This is a genomic window from Synechococcus sp. A15-127, assembly GCF_014280215.1.
In the GTDB taxonomy this organism is placed as follows: domain Bacteria; phylum Cyanobacteriota; class Cyanobacteriia; order PCC-6307; family Cyanobiaceae; genus Parasynechococcus.
In genome coordinates, this window is sequence record NZ_CP047948.1 from 40,009 (window position 1) to 60,480 (window position 20,472).

Sequence of the window (20,472 nt, forward strand, 5' to 3'; positions counted from 1 at the left end):
TGTCCAGACGTCTCAGGAGTTTCCAAGGGTTATCGGAGTCAGCAGTCGCACCACCACAGGCAGCACCAGCAGCACCGTGATCAGTCGAACCGCGTGCAGGGCGGCCACTGCCGCACCAACGCCGAATTCCGCACCGACCAGACTCATGCCGCTGATGCCCCCCGGGGCAGCTCCCAGCAGGGCGACGACGGGATCAATGCCGAGCAGCCTGCTGCTCCAGAGACCGATCACGATGCCGGTGACCACCAGGGTGACGGTGATCAGCAGGGCAGGCCGCCAGAGTGCCTGCAGTTGTTCGAAGGAAGCGCGCGTCAGCCCTGTGCCGATCACCGTGCCGATGCCGATCTCCAGCACGGTCCTGGTGCCGCTGGGCCAGTCCGCGCTGTCCAGTCGACCGCTCATGCTCAACAGGCCTGCTCCCAGAAGGGCACCGGCCAGCGGAGCGGCCGGAATGCGGCTGAGCAGAGCCAGCAGCCCGACTGCGGTGCCGGCAGCCAGGTAGGTCAACAGCGTGGCGACTGGGTGCATCGTTCGCATCATCAGACTTCGTCAGTCTGAACTTGAGGCTGAGCAACCCATGTGCTGTCATCGGGCCAGTCGAGACCTGACCGGATGAGCTCATCGGTGTCCTTTCGGATCACGCGCACTGCCGAGGATCTGGCCCAGACCATCACCACCCTCTCCCAGAGGCTGCTGACCCTCGAGCAGCGCGTCGAGGCGATGGAGCTTCAGTTGCGTCAGCAGCGTCAGGACGGTCAGACGGTTCCCGAGGAGGAGCGACAGATGCTCGATGGGATTGAACGGATGCTCCGTGAGACCCGCGACCTTCTCAGCACGGAGACGGCGGAGGAGGGCTGGCGTGAGGATGGTTCGTCCCTCGATGCGTCACACCACGGTCAGGACATCGCCGCATAAGGGTGGCGCTTGATGCCAAAATGAAAAGAAAGGCAACTATGGCTTCCACCATCCCTGCCTCAGGTGCTTGCACCTCACTCAGTTCATCCCGAACCCTCCAGGGTCTGACGGTCATGACGCGATCGGGCTTCGTTGAGGGTGGCCATCAGCTCGAGAAGCTCGAATTCGCTCTGGCTGTTGCCGAAGCTCGCGGTGACAGTGAGCGTTGCAGTTTTCTGCGTGATCAGATCACAGATCTCGGCGGAAACGCAGAAGAGCCAGGCACCTGAGCTGAATCAGCAATCAAAGTTCTTGATACTTCTCTGGAAGACTGGAGAATTTGATCCACCGCGGTAAGATATTAACCAAGGGAATTATCTGGAATTTGACGCTCACACTTCCCAAGGCATCAGCTCTCGCGGCTGAGCAACGGCAAGCCCACACATTGGCTGCAAAAGGTTATTTCGAACAAGCGCGCACTGTTGCTGAATCAGGAAAGATCGCCGAAGCAAGTTCTCTGATTCTCAAGGGTTTGGATCGTGAGCGCCGCGCCGGATGCGCAGGTCCACAGGTCATGCAGTTGATCAAACCAAGAGCCTGATTAGATCTTCAACAAGCGGGTGACCGGATTCGAACCGGCGACGTTCAGCTTGGGAAGCTGACATTCTACCACTGAATTACACCCGCAATTGAGCGAGATTGTTCTCGCTCATTGGTTTTGCTCAGTTCAGAGCCTCTGCCGCCGCAGCCACGCCTGAACCCATCTTGCGCTGATGCAGTCCAAGGGATTGCAGCGTTGCTTCGATGGCAGAGACGGCAGTGAGCACATCCCGATCACAGACGAAACCGAGATGGCCGATGCGGAAAACCTTGCCCTTGAGGTGATCCTGTCCGCCTGCCAGAAGGATATCGAAACGCTCCTTGACTGTCTTGCGCAGCAACTCCGCATCGATGCCTTCCGGTGCCACGGCTGTGATCGCCGGACTGCCATGGCCTTCGGCAGCGAACAGAGGCATGCCGATCGCCTTCATACCGGACTGGGCGGCGGCGCGGTGACGTGAATGACGGGTGAAGATCGCGTCGAGCCCCTCCGACTGCATCATCCCCAGAGCGGCTTCCAGGCCGAAATAGAGATTCACTGCTGGCGTGAATGGGTTGCTGTTTTTCGCTGCAGTCTTTCGATACGGTCCAAGATCCAGATAGAACTTCGGCAGATCGGAGCGGTCGTAGGCCTCCCATGCCCGATCACTCATGGCAACGAAGCTCAGTCCCGGAGGCAGCATGTAGCCCTTCTGGGAGCCGGAGGCGACGACATCAATGCCCCAGGCATCCATAGGCACATCTGTTGCGCCGAGGCTGGTGACGCAGTCGGCGATGGTCAGGGCGGTTCCGTGGGCTTTCACGTGGCCGCAGATGGTCTGAAGATCGTTGATCACCCCGGTGGAGGTTTCCGAATGGGTGAGGATCACGGCACGGATCTCCTTGGCCGTGTCAGCTTCCAGGGCGCTGCGGAACGCCTCGGTATCCAGTGGCTGGCCCCATTCCGCCTTGATCACCTCCACGTCCAGGCCGTAGGCGCGTGCCACCTTCACCCAGCGTTCACCGAATTTGCCGTTATCTCCGCAGAGCACCCGGTCACCACGGCTCAGGGTGTTGATCATTCCGGCCTCCATGGCGGCTGTGCCGCTTCCGGTGATCACCAGCACATCCCCACTGGTCTGATGCAGCCACTGCAGCTGTTCTGTGGTGCGTCGCACAATCTCCTGGAAGTCGCCGCTGCGATGGCCGATGGGATGGCGGCCGATGGCCTTCAGCACCGTTTCGGGAACCGGTGTCGGGCCCGGAATCATCAGGGTGAGCTTGTCCTGCACGGCTCTGGAGGATGCCAATCAGCGACTCTAGAAAACAGCCGCTCCACTGCCCATCAACGTCTCCGCTTCCGGACTGACTCTGCCGGTGTGGGTGACAGCCGCGGCCCGTGCCGCTGTGTGTGCTCTGCTGCATCGCCCGTTTCAGGGTCAGCAGCCGTTGCAGCTTCCTGATCGGGATGCCCCTGTGGCAGTTCCCGTGCTTTCGGCAGCTCCACTGGCAGGTGGTGATTCCGCCCTGGCGATCAGCCGCTGTGATCCAGGAGAGGGGTTGGATCTGACACGAGGTCTGGAGATCTGGGTCTTTGTGGAATGGTGCGAGCGTGATGCGGTCCCGATCGTTCTGGTGGCCGGAGAGGGAGTGGGGCGCATGCAGAGCGACGGGGAACCCTGTCTCTCCGCCTTTGCCAGAACTCTGCTGTCGGTGAACCTCGAACCGTTGGTGCCGTCGCATCGTGGCCTGCGGGTGGAGGTGGTGCTTCCACGGGGGCGCGAGCTGGCGGAGCGCACCAGCAATGCCGCCTTTGGTGTTGTGGATGGCCTGGCCCTGATCGGCACCCAGGCAGAAGTGCAGCGCAGTGCGGATCCCGATCAGTTGCAGACGGTGCTTGCGGAACTGCAGGCCCTCGCAACGGATGAGTACTTCGCCGGTCAACTGGTGCTGGTGATCGGTGAGAACGGGCTCGATCTGGCCCGACGCTCGGGTTGGCAGCCTCTATTGAAGGTGGGCAACTGGATCGGACCGGTGTTGGTGGCCGCGGCAGAGGCCGGCGTTCAGGATCTGCTGCTGCTGGGTTACCACGGCAAGCTCGTCAAGCTGGCGGGTGGGATTTTCCACACCCACCACCACCTGGCGGATGGCCGTCTCGAAGTGCTCACGGCGCTGGGAGTGGATCAGGATCTGTTGCCGCAGCAGCTTCAGCGATTGCGGCACGCGCATTCCGTCGAGGAGGCCCTGCAGGGGCTGGAGCCCGAGGCGAGAGAGAGGCTCGGTCGTCACCTGGCGGCGACGGTGGAGCAGCGCAGCCGGGCCTACATCGCTCGCTACGGCGATTGGTCCATGCGCATCGGTGCCGTTCTGTTTGATCGCGGCAGGAGCCTGCGCTGGCGTGGCCCCGTGGCGGAGGACCGCTTCTTTACGCTGAGGGATTGACGCTCCTTCGTGAGCGGCACCACTCAGGATCGATGTCCCAGCCTTCGTCAGACGGTCAGCGTCAGCCGGCCATCGTCATCCTTGATTTCGGCTCCCAATACTCCGAACTGATCGCCCGCAGAGTGCGGGAGACCGAAGTTTTCTCGGTGGTGCTGGGGTACAGCACGACGGCGGAGGAGCTGCGCCGGATCGCGCCGAAGGGGATCATCCTCAGTGGCGGACCCAGTTCGGTCTATGCCGACGGTGCCCCTCTCTGCGACCCCTCGATCTGGGAGCTGGGCATCCCAGTGCTTGGCGTCTGTTACGGCATGCAGCTGATGGTGCAGCAGCTGGGGGGTGTGGTGGAAGCCGCCACCGGCAAGGCCGAGTACGGCAAGGCGCCGCTCGAGGTGGACGACCCGACGGATCTGCTGACCAATGTCGACAGTGGCTCAACGATGTGGATGAGTCATGGTGATTCGGTGAAAGCCCTGCCGGAGGGCTTTGTGCGTCTGGCGCACACCGTCAACACCCCGGAAGCTGCTGTTGCACATCTGCAGCGCCGGCTCTACGGCGTGCAGTTCCATCCGGAGGTGGTTCACTCCACCTGCGGCATGGCTCTGATCCGCAATTTCGTTTATCACATCTGCAATTGCGATCCTGACTGGACCACCACGACATTCATTGATGAAGCGGTTCGTCTGGTCAGAAGTCAGGTGGGAGAGAAGCGTGTGCTTCTGGCTCTTTCCGGCGGTGTTGACTCCTCCACCCTCGCCTTTCTTCTGAAGAAGGCGATCGGTGATCAGCTCACCTGCATGTTCATTGACCAGGGTTTCATGCGGAAAGGGGAACCCGAATTCCTGATGGATTTCTTCGACCGCGAGTTCAATATTCACGTTGAATACATCAACGCCCGTCAGCGTTTCATCGGCAAGCTGAAAGGAATCACCGATCCTGAGGAGAAACGCAAGATCATCGGCACCGAATTCATCCGGGTGTTCGAGGAGGAGAGCAGGCGGCTCGGGCCCTTTGATTACCTCGCTCAGGGGACGCTCTATCCGGATGTGATCGAGAGCGCCGGCACGAACGTTGATCCCAAGACCGGTGAACGGGTGGCCGTGAAGATCAAGAGCCACCACAACGTGGGTGGTCTGCCCAAGGATCTGCAGTTCAAGCTTGTGGAACCGCTGCGCAAGCTGTTCAAGGACGAGGTGCGCAAAGTCGGCCGAGCTCTGGGATTGCCGGAGGAGATCGTCCGGCGGCATCCGTTTCCTGGACCGGGGCTGGCCATCCGCATCCTTGGCGAGGTCACCGACGAGAAGCTCAACTGCCTGCGTGATGCGGATCTGATCGTGCGGGAGGAGATCCGAGAGGCCGGGCTGTATCACGACATCTGGCAGGCCTTTGCGGTGCTGCTGCCGGTGCGATCCGTCGGTGTGATGGGCGACAAGCGCACCTATGCGTGGCCGGTGGTGCTGCGCTGCGTGTCCAGTGAGGACGGCATGACCGCCGACTGGTCGAGATTGCCGTACGACCTGATGGAGACCATCTCCAACCGCATTGTGAATGAGGTGAAGGGAGTGAATCGGGTTGTTCTGGACATCACCAGCAAACCGCCCGGCACGATTGAGTGGGAATGAGCGTCTGAGGGCTGGTGGGGGCCGACCGGGATCGATACCTTGGGCCACCGGCTTTGAATCCGTGACGGCGACACAACAGCAGGATCTTCAGCTGCAGCGGCGTCTGCAGCAGGACAGCATTCAGCTGGGTGGGCGCACGATCTATCTCAATCCTTTCCTGTACTGGCGTCGGTTCGACAGCAACACCGACCGTTGGCTGCGGGAGCCCGGTCAGCTGACGGAGGATCAGATCATCGCCAACCGATGTCGCTTCTATCCGGAAGTGGACTGGAGCCAGCTGGATGATCAGCAGATCGCTGTGCGCGATGGAGCGGTGGAGATGTTCCTGAAAAGCCTGGAGCTGATCAGCACCTTCCATCCCGAGCTGGGCTCCGGTCAGCTGCTGGAGGTGGAGCGGAAGATGACGATCACCAAGAAACGGGCTTTCGAGCGCTGGGTGGACAAGGCACTGCGTCGTCGCAGCCGTGAGGAGACCAGGGAGCATCGGCGCTTCGAGCGCACGCGCTTCTGGCGGGCCTGGCGGGAATGGATCGTTCTCGACACCACTCAGAAGGCGCTCGTGCCGATGGTGATGCTGATGGTGCTCTGTGGTTTCGCCGGCTGGTCGATGGGCATGCGCCAGTCCGTCTGCCCGACACTTTCGCTGCCGTCAGGACAGACTGGGATCCGCTGAACCCAGGCCCCATGGCTGACGAACCCGCAGCCTCCAATCCCCTCGACCAGCTGCGCCTGACCCTGATGCAGGAGGTCCTGCCGGTCGGTCTGGCAATGGTTGAACGGGCGCGGGAAGGCGGTCCGGCCAGGGTCGCCGAGCTGTTCACTGCAGGGGCTGCCGATCCTTTCGGAGAGCTTCGCCAGGAGGGTGAACCGGCTGCCCGTTCCCTCCGCGATCAGCTGGATCAGGTGAGTCCAGGTCTCGGCAATCCTGTGATGCCGGTCACGGTGTCGGTGCAGGACCCGGACACTGCCGAGATGGATCAGCAGGAGCTGAACGCCATGCTTGAGCGGATTGCGGGTCGTCTGGAGACACTGAGAGCTCTGCTGCCTCCGAAAGGGCAGGTGTAGGTCATGGCCGTGACCAGCCAGCAGCGTCAGACCGGTCTGCGTCAGCAGCCGCTTGTGCTCCTGGTGGTTGTGCTGTTGTTCTGCAGTGCCATGGTCGCGCGCCTGGTCTGGATGCAGCTGCTGGAGGGCGCCCGTTTTCGTGAACTGGCTGATGAAAACCGCATCCGACTGGTTCCGCGATCGCCGATCCGCGGTCGCCTTCTGGATCGCAAGGGACGGGTGCTCGCCACCAGCAAACTCAGTTACACCCTGTATGTCGAGCCCCGCCTCGTGTCCGATTCAGCCTGGCCCGGCTTACGCGACAGGCTTGCTGCGCTGTTGAATCTCAAGCCCGATGTGCTGGATCAACGCCGCGACCGTGGCGTCGATCGTGATGGCTACCGCACCACCCTCGCCCTGAATCTTAAGCCGGAACAGGTGCTGCGTTTCCGTGAACAGGCGAGCACGCTCCAGGGTGCCCAGGTGGATGTGGAGATCCTGCGCCACTACCCGCATGGAACCCTGGCGTCCCATGCGTTGGGTTACACCCAGCCGATCACGGAACAGGAATATGAAGCGCTGGCAGAGAAGGGCTACAAGATCCGCGATCGCATCGGCCGCACGGGTGTCGAAGCGGCGTACGAGACGCATCTGCGCGGCAAGTGGGGCGGCCAGATGCTGGAGGTGAATGCCATGGGTGAGGTGCAGCGGAACCTTGGCGATCGGCCTTCGGTGGCCGGGAAAGATCTCACCCTCACGCTCGACCTTGATCTGCAGCGGGCTGCGGAGCTGTCCCTGGCAGACAAGCCGGGGGGTGCTGTGGTCGCTCTGGATCCTGAAGACGGTTCGATCCTCGCCCTGGCCAGCAAGCCTGGGTTTGATCCCAACTTCTTCTCGAAGCTGATCACCACGCAGAAGGAGTACGACGCGCTCTTCTCCAATCCGAAGAAGCCGTTGCTGTCCAGGGCGATGAACCCCTACGACCCCGGGAGCACCTGGAAGCCGGTCACGGCGATGGCAGGGATGGAATCCGGCAAGTTCCCTCCGGACACGAAATTGCACACCACGGCCTGCATCACGTACGGCGGCCACTGTTTTCCCGATCACAACGGGGTCGGTTTCGGCACCATCGGCTATGTGGACGCGCTGCGTTTCTCCAGCAACACGTTCTTCTATCAGGTGGGTGTCGGCGTGGGCTCCCTGGCGCTGAAACAGGCGGCCGATCAGCTGGGTTTTCAGCAGAAGACAGGTATCGAGATCGGTTGGGAGGAGAGCGTGGGATTGGTCGGTGATGAACGCTGGGCGGCGAAGGGACGTGGCTGGGCTGCACCCGGTTCAGTGCCGTGGATTCCGGAGGACATGGCCAGTGCTTCCATCGGTCAGTCGGTTGTTCAGATCACGCCTCTGCAGCTGGCCCGCGCTTACGCGGTGTTCGCGAACGGTGGCTGGCTGGTGACGCCGCACCTGGCCAAGGGCCAGACGAACTGGCTGGATGCCGAGCACCGACGCAGGGTGGAGATCAAGTCCTCCACGCTGAAGACCATCCGCGAGGGTCTCCGAAAGGTGGTGTCCGCAGGCACAGGCTTTGGCCTCAACGGACCGGGCATTCCTCCTGCTGCAGGCAAAACAGGAACCGCAGAAGACAGCACCGGTGGTCCCGACCATGCCTGGTTCGGCACCTACGCCCCGTATCCGGAGGGCGAGATCGTTGTGGTGGCTTTCGCCCAGAACACACCGGGAGGGGGGTCTGTCCATGCCCTGCCGATGGCCAAGACGGTTCTGGCTGCCTGGGAGAAGACACGTCAGCGCTGAAGCGCCCATCGCATCCGCTCAGGCGGCGGTGAGCTGAGGCTGATCCAGCACCTGGCGGTAGTAGCCCCGCAGTTGTTCGGTGGCCCCCGCCCATCCCCAGCGCTCGGCTTCGTTGCGCGCCGCTTTGCGCAGGGCCTGTCGTTCGACGTCGTTCCCCAGAAGTCGCTTGGTGGCTTCGATCAGGCTGGCGGCACCGCCATCCTCCCCACCCGGTTCGTAGAGGCAGCCGTTCACACCGTCGGTGATGATGTCGGGGATGCCGCCGCGGTTGGCGCCCACCACGGGGCAGCCGGCAGCCATGGCTTCCAGAAGCACCAGCCCGAGGGTTTCCGTGCTCGAGGGGAACAGGAAGGCATCACCGCTGGCGTAGGCACCGGCCAGTTCCTCGCCGGCCAGATAGCCCACAAAGGTGGTCGCGGTTCCCTCGAAGTGCTTCTCCAGCTGCTGGCGGTGGGGCCCGTCACCGACGAGAGCGAAGCGGGCATCCGGCAGTGCTTCCAGCACCGGTCGGATCCGTTCGATCTGTTTTTCTGCCGATAGTCGACCGACGTAGAGAAGCAGGGCGCCCCGGTCGTCGTGGGTGCCCAACAGCCGCTGTCGGAGCTCCGGGCTGCGCAGTTCGGGTCTGAACAGCTCCGTGTCCACTCCTCTCTGCCAGAGCGAGGTGTGCTGAATGCCCTTGTCACTCAGTTCCTGCACCATCGCCGTGGAGGTGCAGAGGTTGAGCAGTGCCTGGTTATGGGCAGCCTTGAGAAGTTCCCACAGCAAGGGCTCGAGCATGCCCATCCCGTAATGCTCGAGGTATTTGGGCAGGTGGGTGTGATAGCTCGCCACCAGGGGAATCCCTTTGGTCTTCGCCAGCCAGATGCCCCCTAGACCGAGCACGGCCGGGTTCACCACGTGAATCAGATCCGGCTGGAAGCTGTCGATCGCTTCGGAGACCGCCGGTCGCGGCAAGGCGAGTTTCAGTTCCGGGTAGAGGGGCAGCGGCATGGCCGGCACGCCGATCACCCGGGCTCCCATGTACTCCTCCGGGCAGCCTTCAGGGCAGAACACCACCACCTCATCCCCGGCCTCCACGAGATGCCGGACCGTCTTGGTCAGACGGGTGACGATGCCGTCGACCTTGGGCAGGAAGGTTTCAGTGAAGAAGGCGACTTTCAAGGGTGAAGTCTGATGTCAGGAGGCGGTGCCGATGGCCTGCGCCTGGGTCTTGGTCCAGGCGGAGGTGCAGAGGATGCGGTCGCGGTCGCAGCGGTCGGCGTAGCGCGTGGCGATCTCCACCACTTCCTTCAGCAGACCGTCATCGAGGGTGGTCGGGTTGAGACCCAGCTCGATGAAGCAGCGGTTGTCAACGATCAGATCGTTCTCCACCGCTTCGTTGCGAGGGTTGGGAAGGTTGTTCACCTGCGCGCCGGTGAGAGCAGCCACCTTCTGGGCCAGTTCTCCCACCTGATGACTTTCGGTCATCTGATTGAAGATCTTGACCCGTTCGCCCGGTTCCGGAGGATTCTCAAGGGCCAGCTGCACGCAGCGCACCGAATCACGGATGTGGATGAAGGCGCGGGTCTGGCCGCCGGTGCCGTGCACCGTGAGTGGGTAGCCGATTGCAGCCTGCATCAGGAAGCGATTGAGAACGGTGCCGTAGTCACCGTCGTAATCGAAGCGGTTGGTCAGGCGCGGGTCGCGGTCGGTGGCATCGGTGTTGGTGCCCCAGACGATGCCCTGGTGCAGGTCGGTGATGCGGACTTTGTCGTTCTTGTTGTAGTAGAGGAACAGCAGCTGATCGAGCGTCTTGGTCATGTGGTAGACGCTGCCCGGGCTGGCCGGATGGAGGATCTCCTCCTCGAAGCGGCTGCCGTCCGGCTGGGGAACCTCCACCTTGAGGTAGCCCTCGGGAATCGTGGCGCCGCGGTGGGAGCCGTAGCCGTACACACCCATGGTGCCGAGGTGCACCACATGGATGTCCTGGCCGCTCTCCACGATCGCGGCGAGCAGGTTGTGGGTGCCGTTGACGTTGTTGTCGACGGTGTAGCGCTTGGTGGCGCTGCTCTTCATCGAGTAGGGCGCTGCCCGCTGCTCGGCGAAGTGAACAACGGCATCCGGCTTCTCCTCCAGCAGAAGATCGAGCACGCGTTGGTACTCGTGGGCGATGTCCATGTGCACGAAGCGCATGGGCTTGCCGCCGATCTCCTCCCAGGCCTTCAGCCGCTCGCCGATGGTGGTGATCGGGGTGAGTGATTCCACCTCCAGATCGATGTCGATCTTGCGGCGGCTGAGGTTGTCCACGATCAACACCTCGTGGCCCTGATCGGCCAGGTTCACCGCACAGGGCCAGCCGCAGAAGCCGTCACCGCCGAGGACGAGAACTTTCAACTCAGACTCCTGCAGGAACGAGCGGAACGCTCAGTTGAGGCAAGTTACTACAGGGATTTTCAGCTGATCGCGACGGTCATCGCCACGAGGGCCAGCACGAGCACCGTGCCTCCGAGGGTCATGAGCATGGAGCCTCGCCCGCGGATGCGGCTGGTCTCCGCATCCATCACCTCCATGCGGGGCTCCTTGGCGAAAGCGTTCAGGCGGCCGCCGTCTTCCGTCGTGACCTGCATGGTGGAACTGCGAGTGCCTGGACCTTATGAGTCCAATTGCTTAGCGGCTTGGAATGTATCGCCAGATTCACTGGTCTTCATCTGTCGTTACCTGCCGGCGCTTTGCTCCTGAACCAGTCCCGTGGTGGGAGAGCTGGCGGCCGCCTTATCGCGTTTCGGCAGGCGGCCGGCTCGGTATGCGGAGCGACCGGCGGCGACAGCCAGCCCCATGGCTTCAGCCATGGCCGCTGGATCCCCGGCCAGAGCGATGGCGCTGTTCACCAGCACGGCGTCAGCCCCCATCTCAAGCGCCTGGGCCGCTTCGCTGGGAACCCCGATGCCGGCATCCACCACCACGGGAACGCTGGCGTTCTCGATGATCAGGGCGATGTTCGCCGCATTGTTGAGTCCCTGTCCTGAACCGATCGGTGAGCCCAGGGGCATCACCGTGACGCAGCCGGCATCCTCCAGGCGTTTCGCCAGAAGCGGATCGGCATTGATGTAGGGGAGCACGGCGAAACCCTCCTGCACAAGGCGTTCCGCTGCCTCGAGGGTTCCGATCGGGTCCGGGAGCAGATGACGGCTGTCGGGGATCACCTCCAGCTTCACGAAGTTGTTGTCCTCCTGGCCGGCCAGCTTCGCCAGTTCACGGCCCAGTCGTGCCACCCGCACCGCTTCGTCGGCATCGCGGCAGCCGGCGGTGTTAGGCAGCATCCAGATGCGTGTCCAGTCGATGGCGTCCATGAGGCCGGCATGGCCTGCGGCAACGGCCTGAACACGACGCACGGCCACCGTCACCATCTCGCAGCCGGAGTGCTCGATGCTCTGCTTCATCGTGGTCAGGTCGGGATATTTGCCCGTTCCGGTGAACAGACGGCTTCGGAACGGGCGACCGCCGATGACCAGCTGGTCGTTGGCACAGGACGTCGGAACCATGACGCGTGGTGAGGTTGAGGGAACGGCATCGCTCTGCCGTCGAAGATGAGCAAAACGCCCTACCTTGCGCTCATCATGATGCGCGGTTGATGCCTTTCCTGCTTGCCATGGATCTTTCGATCGGCAGTCAGGTGCCCTTCCGGATGAATCCCCAGCTCCCCCTGGATCCGATCCAGCTGGCGGTCCCTCTCAAGGTGGATGAGGGGAGTGTCGAAAGTTTTGATCCTGTTGCCCGAGCGAGTGATCTCGCCGGAACCCTCCCCCGCCGCTGGTGCGGCACCTACAAGCCGTTCGATGGCAACCCGACCGTCTACGTCACCCTGAACCTGACGTCGCTCACCCCCATGGGTCAGATGGTGGATCTGCGGGGCACCATGGATCTCGGTACAACCACGGCGCCTGTCCAGGGCAACCTGCATGCCAAGTCCGATCAGCTCGACCTCATTCCTCTAGGCAATGCCCTGATTCCTGGTCTCGAGCCCGGAGGCATCTTTCTCGGTCTGCAGGGCTTCAGTCCAACGGCCTGGCAGGCTCCGCGTCTGGTGAACATGGCGGACCCCTCCACCGGTGTCGGAGGCCGTCTCGCTCTCGACAGCAGCTGTGAGCAGAGTGTTCCGGTGCAGCCTCTCTGGTGATCGACTGATCAGCCCAGACGTCGCTCCAGCTGTTTGAGACGTTTCCGGGCCGTGGTGTTTCCGGGATCCAGAACCAGAGTCTGTCTGTAGAGATCGGCTGCCTCTTCACTTTTGAGCAGTTTGTCCTGGGCGAAAGCAAGATTGTTGATGGCAACCGGATAATCCGGTTTCGCCTTTAGAGCCAGTTTGTAGTGGCGCACAGCTCCCTCGTAATCCTTCTGGGCGGCTAGTGAAAAGCCCAGGGCATTCTCGATCAGAGCCCTGGCTTCATCCGGCTCACCGTTGGCTCGCTTCAAGGCCTGCTTCAACGACGCGGCGGCCTGGGGATAAAGCCGTTTGCGGAGCTGAACCGATCCCAGTTCATACAGGTCGGATGCCTGGCGGGATCCCGCTGCGCCCGCCTGTTCCAATTCGATCAGGCGGGCTTCATCGCGTCGCACGCGCAGCAACTGACGACCCACAACCACCGCCACAATGGACAGCAGGCCGACCAGGCCCAGCAGGTAGGTCTGGGGCAGCAGGTTCATCGCGTGGGATCAGCTTTTGGCAGCGGTGACCACGTTCGTGAAGCTTCCGGGGTCAACCACCGCCAGCTGAGCCAGCATCTTGCGGTTGAGGCGCACATCTGCCTTCTTGAGACCACCCATCAGCCGGCTGTAGCTCACACCGTTGATACGGGCGGCGGCATTGATACGGGCGATCCAGAGGCGACGGAAGTCGCGCTTGCGGCGACGGCGATCCCTGTAGGCATTGCAGAGGGCTTTCATCACCCGCTGATTTGCGGTGCGGAACAGGGTGCCGTTGCCACCGCGGAAGCCACGGGCCAGCCGCAGGATCTTGTTGCGGCGCTTACGGGCGACGTTGCCTCTCTTGACGCGGGCCATGACGTTGGAAGGGTGTAATCAGGTCGGAACGGAACGAAGCAATTCAGGCGTACGGGAGCATCCGGATCACGCGCAGTTCGTCCGTTTCGTGAACCACGGCCTTGGTGGCCAGGTGGCGCTTCTGCTTGGGAGTCTTGTGATCCAGCAGGTGATTACGGAAGGCGCGCCGGCGGATGAACTTGCCGCTGCCGGTCGCCTTGAACCGCTTGGCGGCAGCTTTGCGGGTCTTCAGCTTGGGCATGTCTGCTCGTTCGGGCACAAACAATAAGGATACGACGCCACGTGCACCTTCCTCTGTTGAACCGATGATGAGGGCTCTCGCACGATGAGCGTGTTGATCCGGCTGCTGTCGGTGGCTGTGCTGGTCTGGTCGTCGACGGGCTGCCGGGCCAGGGAGATCCAGCCGGAGGGACCGGTGTCTCCTCCTCAGGTGCCAATGGCCGTGACCCATCCGTCTGTGCCGCCCCCGCCGCCGGTCAACGGTCCGGAGGATCGGCTGTGGGTTTCTCTGCAGGCCCATCTCGGTCGGCCTGATCAGAGCGCCCCGCTGACGCTGCATGGAGCCGGCAGTCCGCTATCGCTGAGCGATGCCAGTGGCCGTGACTGGAGCGGTTCGGTCCTGACGATCAGCTGGCGGAGTGTGCCGAGGGAGACACCGCTGACGCTCTCGCGTCGCGTGGCCGGTCCATTCGCCAGCTTCGAGTCCGCGGAACGGGTGGCCAAACGCTGGCGGGAGATTGGGGTTGCAGCTGTTGTGGCTCATCCTGACGACTGGGAGGTCTGGGCTCCGAAGGGAGCGCCGCTGCCGGACGGCCTGGCGGTCCGTGACTGGCACGGCAGCATCGACTCGGTGGTAGTGCCTGTGCTTCAGACCGCTGAAGGAGGCTTCACGCTCCAGGGTCCGATCCGGATCAACGCCCCTCAGGGTCTGAAGTGGAAGGGCGGGCGCTACGGGGGGCCATTCCGCCTGCAGCGGGATGCCTACGGCAGCTGGACACTGATCGAGCAGGTGCCTCTGGAGCGCTACCTGGAAGGCGTGGTTCCCCATGAGATCGGCGCTGGCTCGCCGCCGTCGGCTCTGCAGGCTCAGACGGTGCTTGCCCGCACCTGGGCTCTGGCCAACAGCCATCGTTTCCGGATCGATGGCTACCACCTGTGCAGCGATACCCAGTGCCAGGTGTACAGCGACCCGCGTCAGGCGGGCCCTGCGGTGCTTCAGGCGATTGCTGCCACCCGTGGTCGACTGCTGAGCTGGAACGGAAGCCCGATCAGCGCGGTGTACCACGCCAGCAACGGCGGTTTGATGGCCAGTGGCACCGAGGCCTGGGCGATGGAGCCCCAGCCGTATCTCCGTGCGGAGGCCGATGGAGATGCCGGTTGGGTAATGCGCCATCCTCTGCCGCTCATCGCGACGGAGGGGGTGGATGCCCTTCTGGCGGATGGAGCCGGCGCCTATGGCAGGAACCATCCCCGCTTCCGATGGACACGAACGCTCACGACGGCAGGGATCCGGAGCGCCCTCGGTTCAGCCGGAGCTGCTCTGAGTGCTCCGATCCATCTTTCCGTGCTTCAACGGGGGGCCAGCGGACGGGTTCTGGCGCTGCAGATCAAGGGTTCTGGATCGGCCAGTCCAGTGGTGCTGCGGCTCGATCGGATCCGGCGGACCTTCCGCACTCTTCCCAGCACCCTGTTCGTGCTTCAGCCCCAGGGCGAGACCAGCTGGTTGGTCCGTGGCGGTGGCTTCGGCCATGGAGCCGGACTCTCCCAGGCCGGTGCCATCGATCTGGCCTGGCGCGGCTGGTCAACGGAACGGATCCTCAGCCGCTACTACCCGGGGACGCTTTATGAACCGCTGTCGCCCCAGACTCAGTCCCCTTAGAGTCCTCTCCACCTGAAATGGTGCATGGCTCCGACCGCTGCCTCTGGAGATCACCGCAGGGTGAAGTCGGCAGCGTTCCTGTTCGCCTGCGGCTGCGCCGGCGCAGCACCCCACTGGCTCGATCCGGCCCGGTCTCTCTGGCCGGCGATCAGCCTGGCGCTGATGCTTGGTGGATATGGCCTGCGCACTGTGCTGCAGGGTGAACCCTCCCGTCGGCTTCCGGCCGGCACCCCAGGCGATCTGCCCACCCTTGATGTGGTGGTGGCCGCCCGCGACGAGGAAAGTGTCGTGACCCGCCTGGTGGAGCGTCTGACGGCCCTGCGGTACCCATCCGGACGTCTGTCCACCTGGGTGATCGATGACGGAAGTCTGGATCGCACGCCGCAGCTGCTCGACGACCTAGCCGCCACCCATGCTTCGCTTCGGGTGATCCACCGGCCCCGCGATGCGGGCGGTGGGAAGTCCGGGGCTCTCAACACGGCACTGCAGCAGCTTCGTGGGGAGTGGTTGCTGGTGCTGGATGCGGATGCGCAGCTTCAGGAGGATCTGCTGGAGCATTTGATCCCCTATGCCCTCGACGGTGGCTGGTCTGCTGTTCAGCTGCGCAAGGCCGTGATCGATGCCGATCGCAACTGGCTGACCCGGGCTCAGGCCATGGAAATGGCACTGGACGCCGTCATTCAGCAGGGTCGGCTCTCAGGCGGCGGCGTGGCGGAGCTTCGCGGCAACGGTCAGCTGATCCGCCGCTCGGTGCTGGAGGCTGCTGGGGGATTCAATGAGGACACGGTCACCGACGATCTGGATCTCAGCTTCCGATTGCTCACTCACGGAGCTCTGGTGGGGATTCTCTGGGATCCGCCGGTGCAGGAGGAGGCCGTGCCAGGTCTGGCGGCTCTCTGGAAGCAACGTCAGCGCTGGGCGGAAGGTGGACTGCAGCGCTTCTTCGATTACTGGCCCACGCTCACCTCAGGCCAGCTCAGCCTTCGCCAGCGCTGGGATCTCGCCTGTTTCTTCCTGCTGCAGTACGGCCTTCCCGTGGTGTCCTTCGCCGATCTGAGCACCAGTCTGGTGACGCGCACTGCGCCGAGTTACTGGCCATTGTCGTTTGTGGCCTTCAGCGTGTCGGGGCTGGCTTACTGGCGAGGCTGTCGCATCAGCAGTGAAGGTCCACCGATTCCCTCGGCTGGTCCACTGCAGCTTCTTCTGGCCATTTTGTATCTCTCCCACTGGTTCGTCGTGATCCCCTGGGTGGCTCTCAAGATGGCTGTTCTCCCGAAGCGTCTCGTCTGGGCGAAGACCAGTCATGGAGAGCAGGAGCCTGTTCAGGCCTGAGGGTTGTCGACGGGCTGTTCGATATCGAGCACCTGTCCATTGAAGAAATCAGCCAGTTGTCGGGCGTTGCGATCGAGTCCGGATGGAAGTTCCGGTGGGGTTTGAGCCGTGGTGGTCGGACCGGCCGGGCTGGATGTGTGTTGCGGAGGGGCCGCTGGCTTGACGGAGACCGTTGGTTCCGGGGCTGGTCCTGACGGTGGAGCGGGTGTTGGAGCCGGACCGGTTGGCAGCGTCACCACCGGAGCAGGGGGAGAGGCGACAACAGGGGCCGTCATCGTGCTGCCACCGGCTTCCAGCACCAGTTGGCGGTTGCCGCCCAGAGCCGTAGCCACAGCCTTTTCCAGCAGGCTGGCTCGGCTCTGCACCATCCCCATCCAGTTGCCGGCCACCTGCACCACGGCACGGTTGGCATCCAGGCGCACCAGCTGAGCCTGCTGCGAGAGCAGCATGCGGGTTGATGGCAACTCCAGGCTGCCGAGGATCTGCTGCCAGAGCTCGGGCAGGTTGGCGCCGACGGGAGCAGGTTCCGGCGGTGCCGGTGGGCTCACGGAGGGCAGTTCAGGACTCGCTGCCGGTGGAGAGGTCGGGGGAGGTGGGCTGATCGCGGCTGCCACTGGCCTGGTGGCTGGCGCAGCGACAACGGGGTCCTTCAACGAAGCCGGCTCTGCCAGAAGCCCCAGCAGCAGCACCTCCAGCCAGAGGCGCGGTTGCACGCTCTGACGCAGCTGCTGTTCCGCCCCACGCAGCTGGTTCTGCCACTGGAGCAGTCGCGGGCGACCGAGGGCCCTGGCCAGATCGGGCAGCTGATCGCGGAACTGGGGCGATACCCCGGTGAGTTCCGGTCGATCCGGTGCGGCAGCCGTCAGCACCAGGTCTCTCAGGATCCCGGCCAGGCCCTGGAGCACAGCTCCAGGATCGCGGCCCCTGTCCAGCAGATTGCGGGTCGCCTCCAGCAGTTCCACCGGTGCAGCAGCGGTCATCGCTTTCACCAGCTCAAGCAGCTCCTGTTCAGGGACTGCTCCCAGCAGATCCCATACCGCTGTGGCTTCGATCGGGGGCGGCAGCAGGCTGAGCTGATCCAGCAGGCTCTCGGCGTCGCGCAGACCTCCCTGGGCTCGCTGTGCCACGACATGCAGGGCATCCGGCCGGATCTCGATCGCTTCCTGCTGGGCGATCCAGCTCAGATGTGTCTCGAGGGCATCGAGTGGGATCCGCCGGAAATCAAAGCGCTGGCAGCGGCTCAGGATGGTCGGCAGCACCCGCTGCGGGTCTGTTGTCGCCAGGACGAACACCACCTGTGGTGGAGGCTCCTCGAGGGTCTTGAGCAGGGCGTTGAAGGCGGCGGTGGAGAGCATGTGGCACTCGTCCACCACGTACACCTTCCAGCGGGCCTGCACCGGCGCGAAGCGCGAGCGTTCGATCAGCTCCCGGATGTTGTCGACGCCGGTGTTGGAGGCGGCATCGATCTCGATCACATCCAGGGCGGTTCCGGCGGCGATCGTTGTGCACAGCTCGCAGTGCCCGCAGGGCTCCGGTGTCGGCCCGTCGCTGTTGAGGCAATTCAGCGAGCGAGCCAGGATTCTGGCGCTCGAGGTCTTGCCTGTACCCCTCGGGCCGCTGAACAGATACGCCGGTGCGATCCGGTTGCTGGTGAGGGCATGGCCGAGGGTGGCGGCAATCGCCTCCTGACCCACCAGCTGATCGAAGCGCTGGGGACGATATTTGTGGTGGAGCGGCTGATAGCCCGGACTCATGCGCCGCCAGCGTTGCTGCGAGGGTACTCAGGTGAGCCGGCCTCAGGCAGGGCCGGAGGCTGATCCAGCAGGGCATCAATCCGTTCCTTGAGATCCTCCACTGCGGCCAGTTCATCGGCGAGGCTCTGGCCGGAGAGCAACAGCTGGCGGTTGCTGCCGTCACCGGCCTGCTGCAGCAGGGTCTCCAGGCTGCTGAGAAGCTTCACCCGCAGCTTCTCAAGTTTGGCCACCCCCTCACGGGCCATCCGGCGGGCGTTGTCATCCAGCAGTCCGCGTTGGACCAGGAGCTCAAGTCCGCTCATCAGGGCCGCCGGCATCAGCTGGCTCCAATGGCGGGCCCGTTCCAGAACCGATTCCACCTGGCCGCTGCGGTGCCGACCGGTTTTGCACCAGGTGGCGAAGTGTTCGCAGTTGTTGAACAGCAGGTTGTAGTTCTGTTCCCCGATCCGGCCCATCGCCCGTCTCAGGGTCACTCCCGACGGTGAGGCGTGCTCGTGTTCGATCACCGCTATGGGCTGCCCCTGGCAGAACTCCTCGACGGGGCTGCGAAGAATTTCGCGGCCCTCGAGGTAATGGGCCACGGTGCCGTCTCCCAGGTCGATGCCGTGATGGTTGAACAGTCCGTGCTGCCGCGGTACCTGCAGGTGGTCTGCGGTGGCCAAGGCGTCAGGCGGTCTTCTGCTGGTCCGCGCCCGGCAGCGGCAGCACCTTGCCCCCGCTGTGCTCTTCGACCATGGCTCGGGTCACGGTGAACGAGGAGACCGACGTCTGGGAGGGCAGGTCGTACATCAGATCGAGCATCAGCTCTTCGACGATGCCGCGCAGAGCCCGGGCGCCGGTCTTGCGGCGATGGGCTTCCTGGGCGATGGCTTCGATCGCGGCGGGCTCGAAGTCCAACTGGACGTTGTCCATGCTCAGCAGCGTGCTGAATTGCTTCACCAGCGCATCGCGGGGCTCGGTGAGGATCGATTCGAGTGCGCTTTCGTCGAGGGGCTCCAGCACGGCACTCACCGGCATCCGGCCGATGAATTCCGGGATCAGTCCGTACTTCACCAGATCATCCGGTTCGAGATGGCGCAGCACCTGGGCCGCCTGCAGGTCCCGGTTGGTGCGGCTGCGGCCGCGGCTGTCGCTGGGCATGAAGCCGATGGCGTTGCGGCCCATCCGCTTCTGCACCACATCGTCAAGGCCGACGAAGGCACCGCCACAGATGAACAGGATCTGGCTGGTGTCGATCTGGATGCAGTCCTGATAAGGGTGCTTGCGGCCTCCCTGGGGAGGCACGTTCGCCACGGTGCCCTCCAGCATCTTGAGCAGAGCCTGCTGCACCCCTTCTCCGGAGACGTCACGGGTGATCGAAGGGTTCTCGCTCTTGCGGGCGATCTTGTCGATCTCGTCGATGTAAATGATGCCGCGCTGGGCCTGATCCACATCCATGTCGGCTTTCTGCAGCAGCCGCAGCAGGATGTTCTCCACGTCTTCACCGACGTAGCCGGCCTCCGTGAGAGTGGTGGCATCCGCCACAGCAAAGGGCACGTCCAGCAGCTCCGCCAGTGTCTGGGCCAGCAGGGTCTTGCCGCAGCCGGTGGGGCCGATCAGCAGGATGTTGGATTTGTGCAGTCGCGTCGCGGTCTGCTCGGTCTCACCGTTGCCGTCACCCTGCCAGGCCAGGCGTTTGTAGTGGTTGTAAACCGCCACGGAGAGCACTTTCTTGGCGGAGTTCTGACCCACCACCTGCTGATCCAGGAAGGTTTTGATCTCCTGCGGTCTCGGGATCGAGGCCAGGGTCGGAGCCGGCTTGCCGCTCTTGTGGGTGGCGGGAGCGGACTTCCTGTGCTGCTCAGCGCTCTGACGCGCATTGCCCTGGCTGTCCACCAGCTCCTCGTCGAGGATCTCGTTGCACAGGTCGATGCATTCGTCGCAGATGTAAACGCCCGGGCCGGCGATCAACTTGCGAACCTGGTCCTGCGACTTCCCGCAGAAGGAACACTTCAGGTGGGCATCGAACTTGGCCATCGAACGCCGTTCACTTCAACGAGGGTGGTCAGAGCACGACCGGAGGAGGGTCTCCCTG

23 protein-coding genes and 1 tRNA gene are annotated in these 20,472 nt (G+C 63.4%); 11 read left to right on the top strand and 13 right to left on the bottom strand.

Annotation, left to right across the window (positions count from 1 at the left end):
- Positions 1 to 12: 12 nt before the first annotated feature.
- A complete protein-coding gene (locus SynA15127_RS00205) occupies positions 13 to 528 on the bottom strand; it encodes an AbrB family transcriptional regulator (protein ID WP_186484538.1) in 516 nt (171 codons plus the stop codon).
- A gap of 84 nt (positions 529 to 612) precedes the next feature.
- Here SynA15127_RS00205 and SynA15127_RS00210 point away from each other — a divergent pair, with 84 nt between their 5' ends.
- The 3 genes from SynA15127_RS00210 (at position 613) to SynA15127_RS00220 (ending at position 1,495) form a co-directional block, all read left to right on the top strand.
- A complete protein-coding gene (locus SynA15127_RS00210) occupies positions 613 to 915 on the top strand; it encodes a hypothetical protein (RefSeq protein WP_186484539.1) in 303 nt (100 codons plus the stop codon).
- A 113-nt stretch (positions 916 to 1,028) separates the two neighbouring features.
- A complete protein-coding gene (locus SynA15127_RS00215; protein ID WP_370594006.1) occupies positions 1,029 to 1,184 on the top strand; it encodes a hypothetical protein in 156 nt (51 codons plus the stop codon).
- A 50-nt stretch (positions 1,185 to 1,234) separates the two neighbouring features.
- A complete protein-coding gene (locus SynA15127_RS00220; RefSeq protein ID WP_186485769.1) occupies positions 1,235 to 1,495 on the top strand; it encodes a hypothetical protein in 261 nt (86 codons plus the stop codon).
- Positions 1,496 to 1,509: 14 nt separating this feature from the next.
- Here SynA15127_RS00220 and SynA15127_RS00225 read toward each other — a convergent pair.
- Both SynA15127_RS00225 and SynA15127_RS00230 read right to left on the bottom strand, forming a co-directional pair.
- Positions 1,510 to 1,581 (bottom strand) — tRNA-Gly (locus SynA15127_RS00225).
- A gap of 35 nt (positions 1,582 to 1,616) precedes the next feature.
- Positions 1,617 to 2,765: an alanine--glyoxylate aminotransferase family protein gene (locus tag SynA15127_RS00230; protein ID WP_186485499.1), complete on the bottom strand. Its 1,149-nt coding sequence runs from the start codon at positions 2,763 to 2,765 to the stop codon at positions 1,617 to 1,619.
- A gap of 46 nt (positions 2,766 to 2,811) precedes the next feature.
- Between SynA15127_RS00230 and cbiD the strand changes: the two genes are divergently transcribed.
- The 5 genes from cbiD (at position 2,812) to mrdA (ending at position 8,390) form a co-directional block, all read left to right on the top strand.
- Positions 2,812 to 3,915 carry a cobalt-precorrin-5B (C(1))-methyltransferase CbiD gene (cbiD, locus tag SynA15127_RS00235; protein WP_255475675.1) on the top strand — a complete coding sequence of 368 codons (1,104 nt, stop codon included), beginning with the start codon at positions 2,812 to 2,814 and terminating at the stop codon, positions 3,913 to 3,915.
- Between the two features lie 32 nt (positions 3,916 to 3,947).
- Positions 3,948 to 5,534, top strand: a complete 1,587-nt coding sequence (gene guaA, locus SynA15127_RS00240) for a glutamine-hydrolyzing GMP synthase (RefSeq protein WP_186484541.1) — start codon at positions 3,948 to 3,950, stop codon at positions 5,532 to 5,534.
- A gap of 61 nt (positions 5,535 to 5,595) precedes the next feature.
- Complete coding sequence (locus SynA15127_RS00245; RefSeq protein WP_186484542.1) at positions 5,596 to 6,207, top strand: hypothetical protein; 612 nt, start codon at positions 5,596 to 5,598, stop codon at positions 6,205 to 6,207.
- An 11-nt stretch (positions 6,208 to 6,218) separates the two neighbouring features.
- Positions 6,219 to 6,599: a hypothetical protein gene (locus SynA15127_RS00250; RefSeq protein ID WP_186484543.1), complete on the top strand. Its 381-nt coding sequence runs from the start codon at positions 6,219 to 6,221 to the stop codon at positions 6,597 to 6,599.
- A gap of 3 nt (positions 6,600 to 6,602) precedes the next feature.
- Positions 6,603 to 8,390: a penicillin-binding protein 2 gene (gene mrdA, locus SynA15127_RS00255; protein ID WP_186484544.1), complete on the top strand. Its 1,788-nt coding sequence runs from the start codon at positions 6,603 to 6,605 to the stop codon at positions 8,388 to 8,390.
- Between the two features lie 18 nt (positions 8,391 to 8,408).
- Here mrdA and SynA15127_RS00260 read toward each other — a convergent pair whose 3' ends face one another.
- The 4 genes from SynA15127_RS00260 to SynA15127_RS00275 form a co-directional block, all read right to left on the bottom strand.
- Positions 8,409 to 9,554, bottom strand: coding sequence for a glycosyltransferase family 1 protein (locus SynA15127_RS00260; protein ID WP_186484545.1), 1,146 nt, complete (start codon positions 9,552 to 9,554; stop codon positions 8,409 to 8,411).
- A gap of 15 nt (positions 9,555 to 9,569) precedes the next feature.
- Positions 9,570 to 10,766 (bottom strand): NAD-dependent epimerase/dehydratase family protein, encoded by a 1,197-nt coding sequence (locus tag SynA15127_RS00265; RefSeq protein ID WP_186484546.1) that lies wholly within the window; start codon positions 10,764 to 10,766, stop codon positions 9,570 to 9,572.
- A 59-nt stretch (positions 10,767 to 10,825) separates the two neighbouring features.
- Entirely contained in the window at positions 10,826 to 10,999 is a 174-nt protein-coding gene (psb34, locus tag SynA15127_RS00270; RefSeq protein WP_186484547.1) for a photosystem II assembly protein Psb34, read from the bottom strand.
- A gap of 87 nt (positions 11,000 to 11,086) precedes the next feature.
- On the bottom strand, positions 11,087 to 11,914 hold the full coding sequence (locus SynA15127_RS00275; RefSeq protein ID WP_186484548.1) for a thiazole synthase: 828 nt from the start codon (positions 11,912 to 11,914) through the stop codon (positions 11,087 to 11,089).
- Between the two features lie 89 nt (positions 11,915 to 12,003).
- Here SynA15127_RS00275 and SynA15127_RS00280 point away from each other — a divergent pair, with 89 nt between their 5' ends.
- Positions 12,004 to 12,549, top strand: coding sequence for a hypothetical protein (locus tag SynA15127_RS00280; RefSeq protein ID WP_186484549.1), 546 nt, complete (start codon positions 12,004 to 12,006; stop codon positions 12,547 to 12,549).
- A gap of 8 nt (positions 12,550 to 12,557) precedes the next feature.
- On the opposite strand, the gene SynA15127_RS00285 is transcribed toward SynA15127_RS00280, so the two are convergent.
- Genes SynA15127_RS00285 through rpmI form a run of 3 tightly spaced genes read right to left on the bottom strand, consistent with a single transcriptional unit; the run spans position 12,558 to position 13,674 of the window.
- Positions 12,558 to 13,076: a tetratricopeptide repeat protein gene (locus SynA15127_RS00285; RefSeq protein ID WP_043694059.1), complete on the bottom strand. Its 519-nt coding sequence runs from the start codon at positions 13,074 to 13,076 to the stop codon at positions 12,558 to 12,560.
- Positions 13,077 to 13,085: 9 nt separating this feature from the next.
- Complete coding sequence (rplT, locus tag SynA15127_RS00290; RefSeq protein WP_043694070.1) at positions 13,086 to 13,433, bottom strand: 50S ribosomal protein L20; 348 nt, start codon at positions 13,431 to 13,433, stop codon at positions 13,086 to 13,088.
- A 43-nt stretch (positions 13,434 to 13,476) separates the two neighbouring features.
- Complete coding sequence (rpmI, locus tag SynA15127_RS00295) at positions 13,477 to 13,674, bottom strand: 50S ribosomal protein L35 (protein WP_043697172.1); 198 nt, start codon at positions 13,672 to 13,674, stop codon at positions 13,477 to 13,479.
- 84 nt (positions 13,675 to 13,758) lie between these two features.
- Here rpmI and SynA15127_RS00300 point away from each other — a divergent pair, with 84 nt between their 5' ends.
- Positions 13,759 to 15,312, top strand: coding sequence for a SpoIID/LytB domain-containing protein (locus SynA15127_RS00300; protein ID WP_186484550.1), 1,554 nt, complete (start codon positions 13,759 to 13,761; stop codon positions 15,310 to 15,312).
- Between the two features lie 24 nt (positions 15,313 to 15,336).
- Positions 15,337 to 16,644: a glycosyltransferase family 2 protein gene (locus tag SynA15127_RS00305; protein ID WP_186484551.1), complete on the top strand. Its 1,308-nt coding sequence runs from the start codon at positions 15,337 to 15,339 to the stop codon at positions 16,642 to 16,644.
- On the opposite strand, the gene SynA15127_RS00310 is transcribed toward SynA15127_RS00305, so the two are convergent.
- Genes SynA15127_RS00310 through clpX form a run of 3 tightly spaced genes read right to left on the bottom strand, consistent with a single transcriptional unit; the run spans position 16,635 to position 20,414 of the window.
- Positions 16,635 to 18,398 carry a DNA polymerase III subunit gamma/tau gene (locus SynA15127_RS00310; protein WP_186484552.1) on the bottom strand — a complete coding sequence of 588 codons (1,764 nt, stop codon included), beginning with the start codon at positions 18,396 to 18,398 and terminating at the stop codon, positions 16,635 to 16,637. The two genes, SynA15127_RS00305 and SynA15127_RS00310, sit on opposite strands and share 10 nt — an antisense overlap.
- Positions 18,395 to 19,060 carry a lecithin retinol acyltransferase family protein gene (locus tag SynA15127_RS00315; RefSeq protein ID WP_186484553.1) on the bottom strand — a complete coding sequence of 222 codons (666 nt, stop codon included), beginning with the start codon at positions 19,058 to 19,060 and terminating at the stop codon, positions 18,395 to 18,397. Before SynA15127_RS00315 ends, SynA15127_RS00310 begins: the two co-directional genes overlap by 4 nt.
- A gap of 4 nt (positions 19,061 to 19,064) precedes the next feature.
- On the bottom strand, positions 19,065 to 20,414 hold the full coding sequence (clpX, locus tag SynA15127_RS00320) for an ATP-dependent protease ATP-binding subunit ClpX (protein ID WP_186484554.1): 1,350 nt from the start codon (positions 20,412 to 20,414) through the stop codon (positions 19,065 to 19,067).
- Positions 20,415 to 20,472 lie beyond the last annotated feature (58 nt).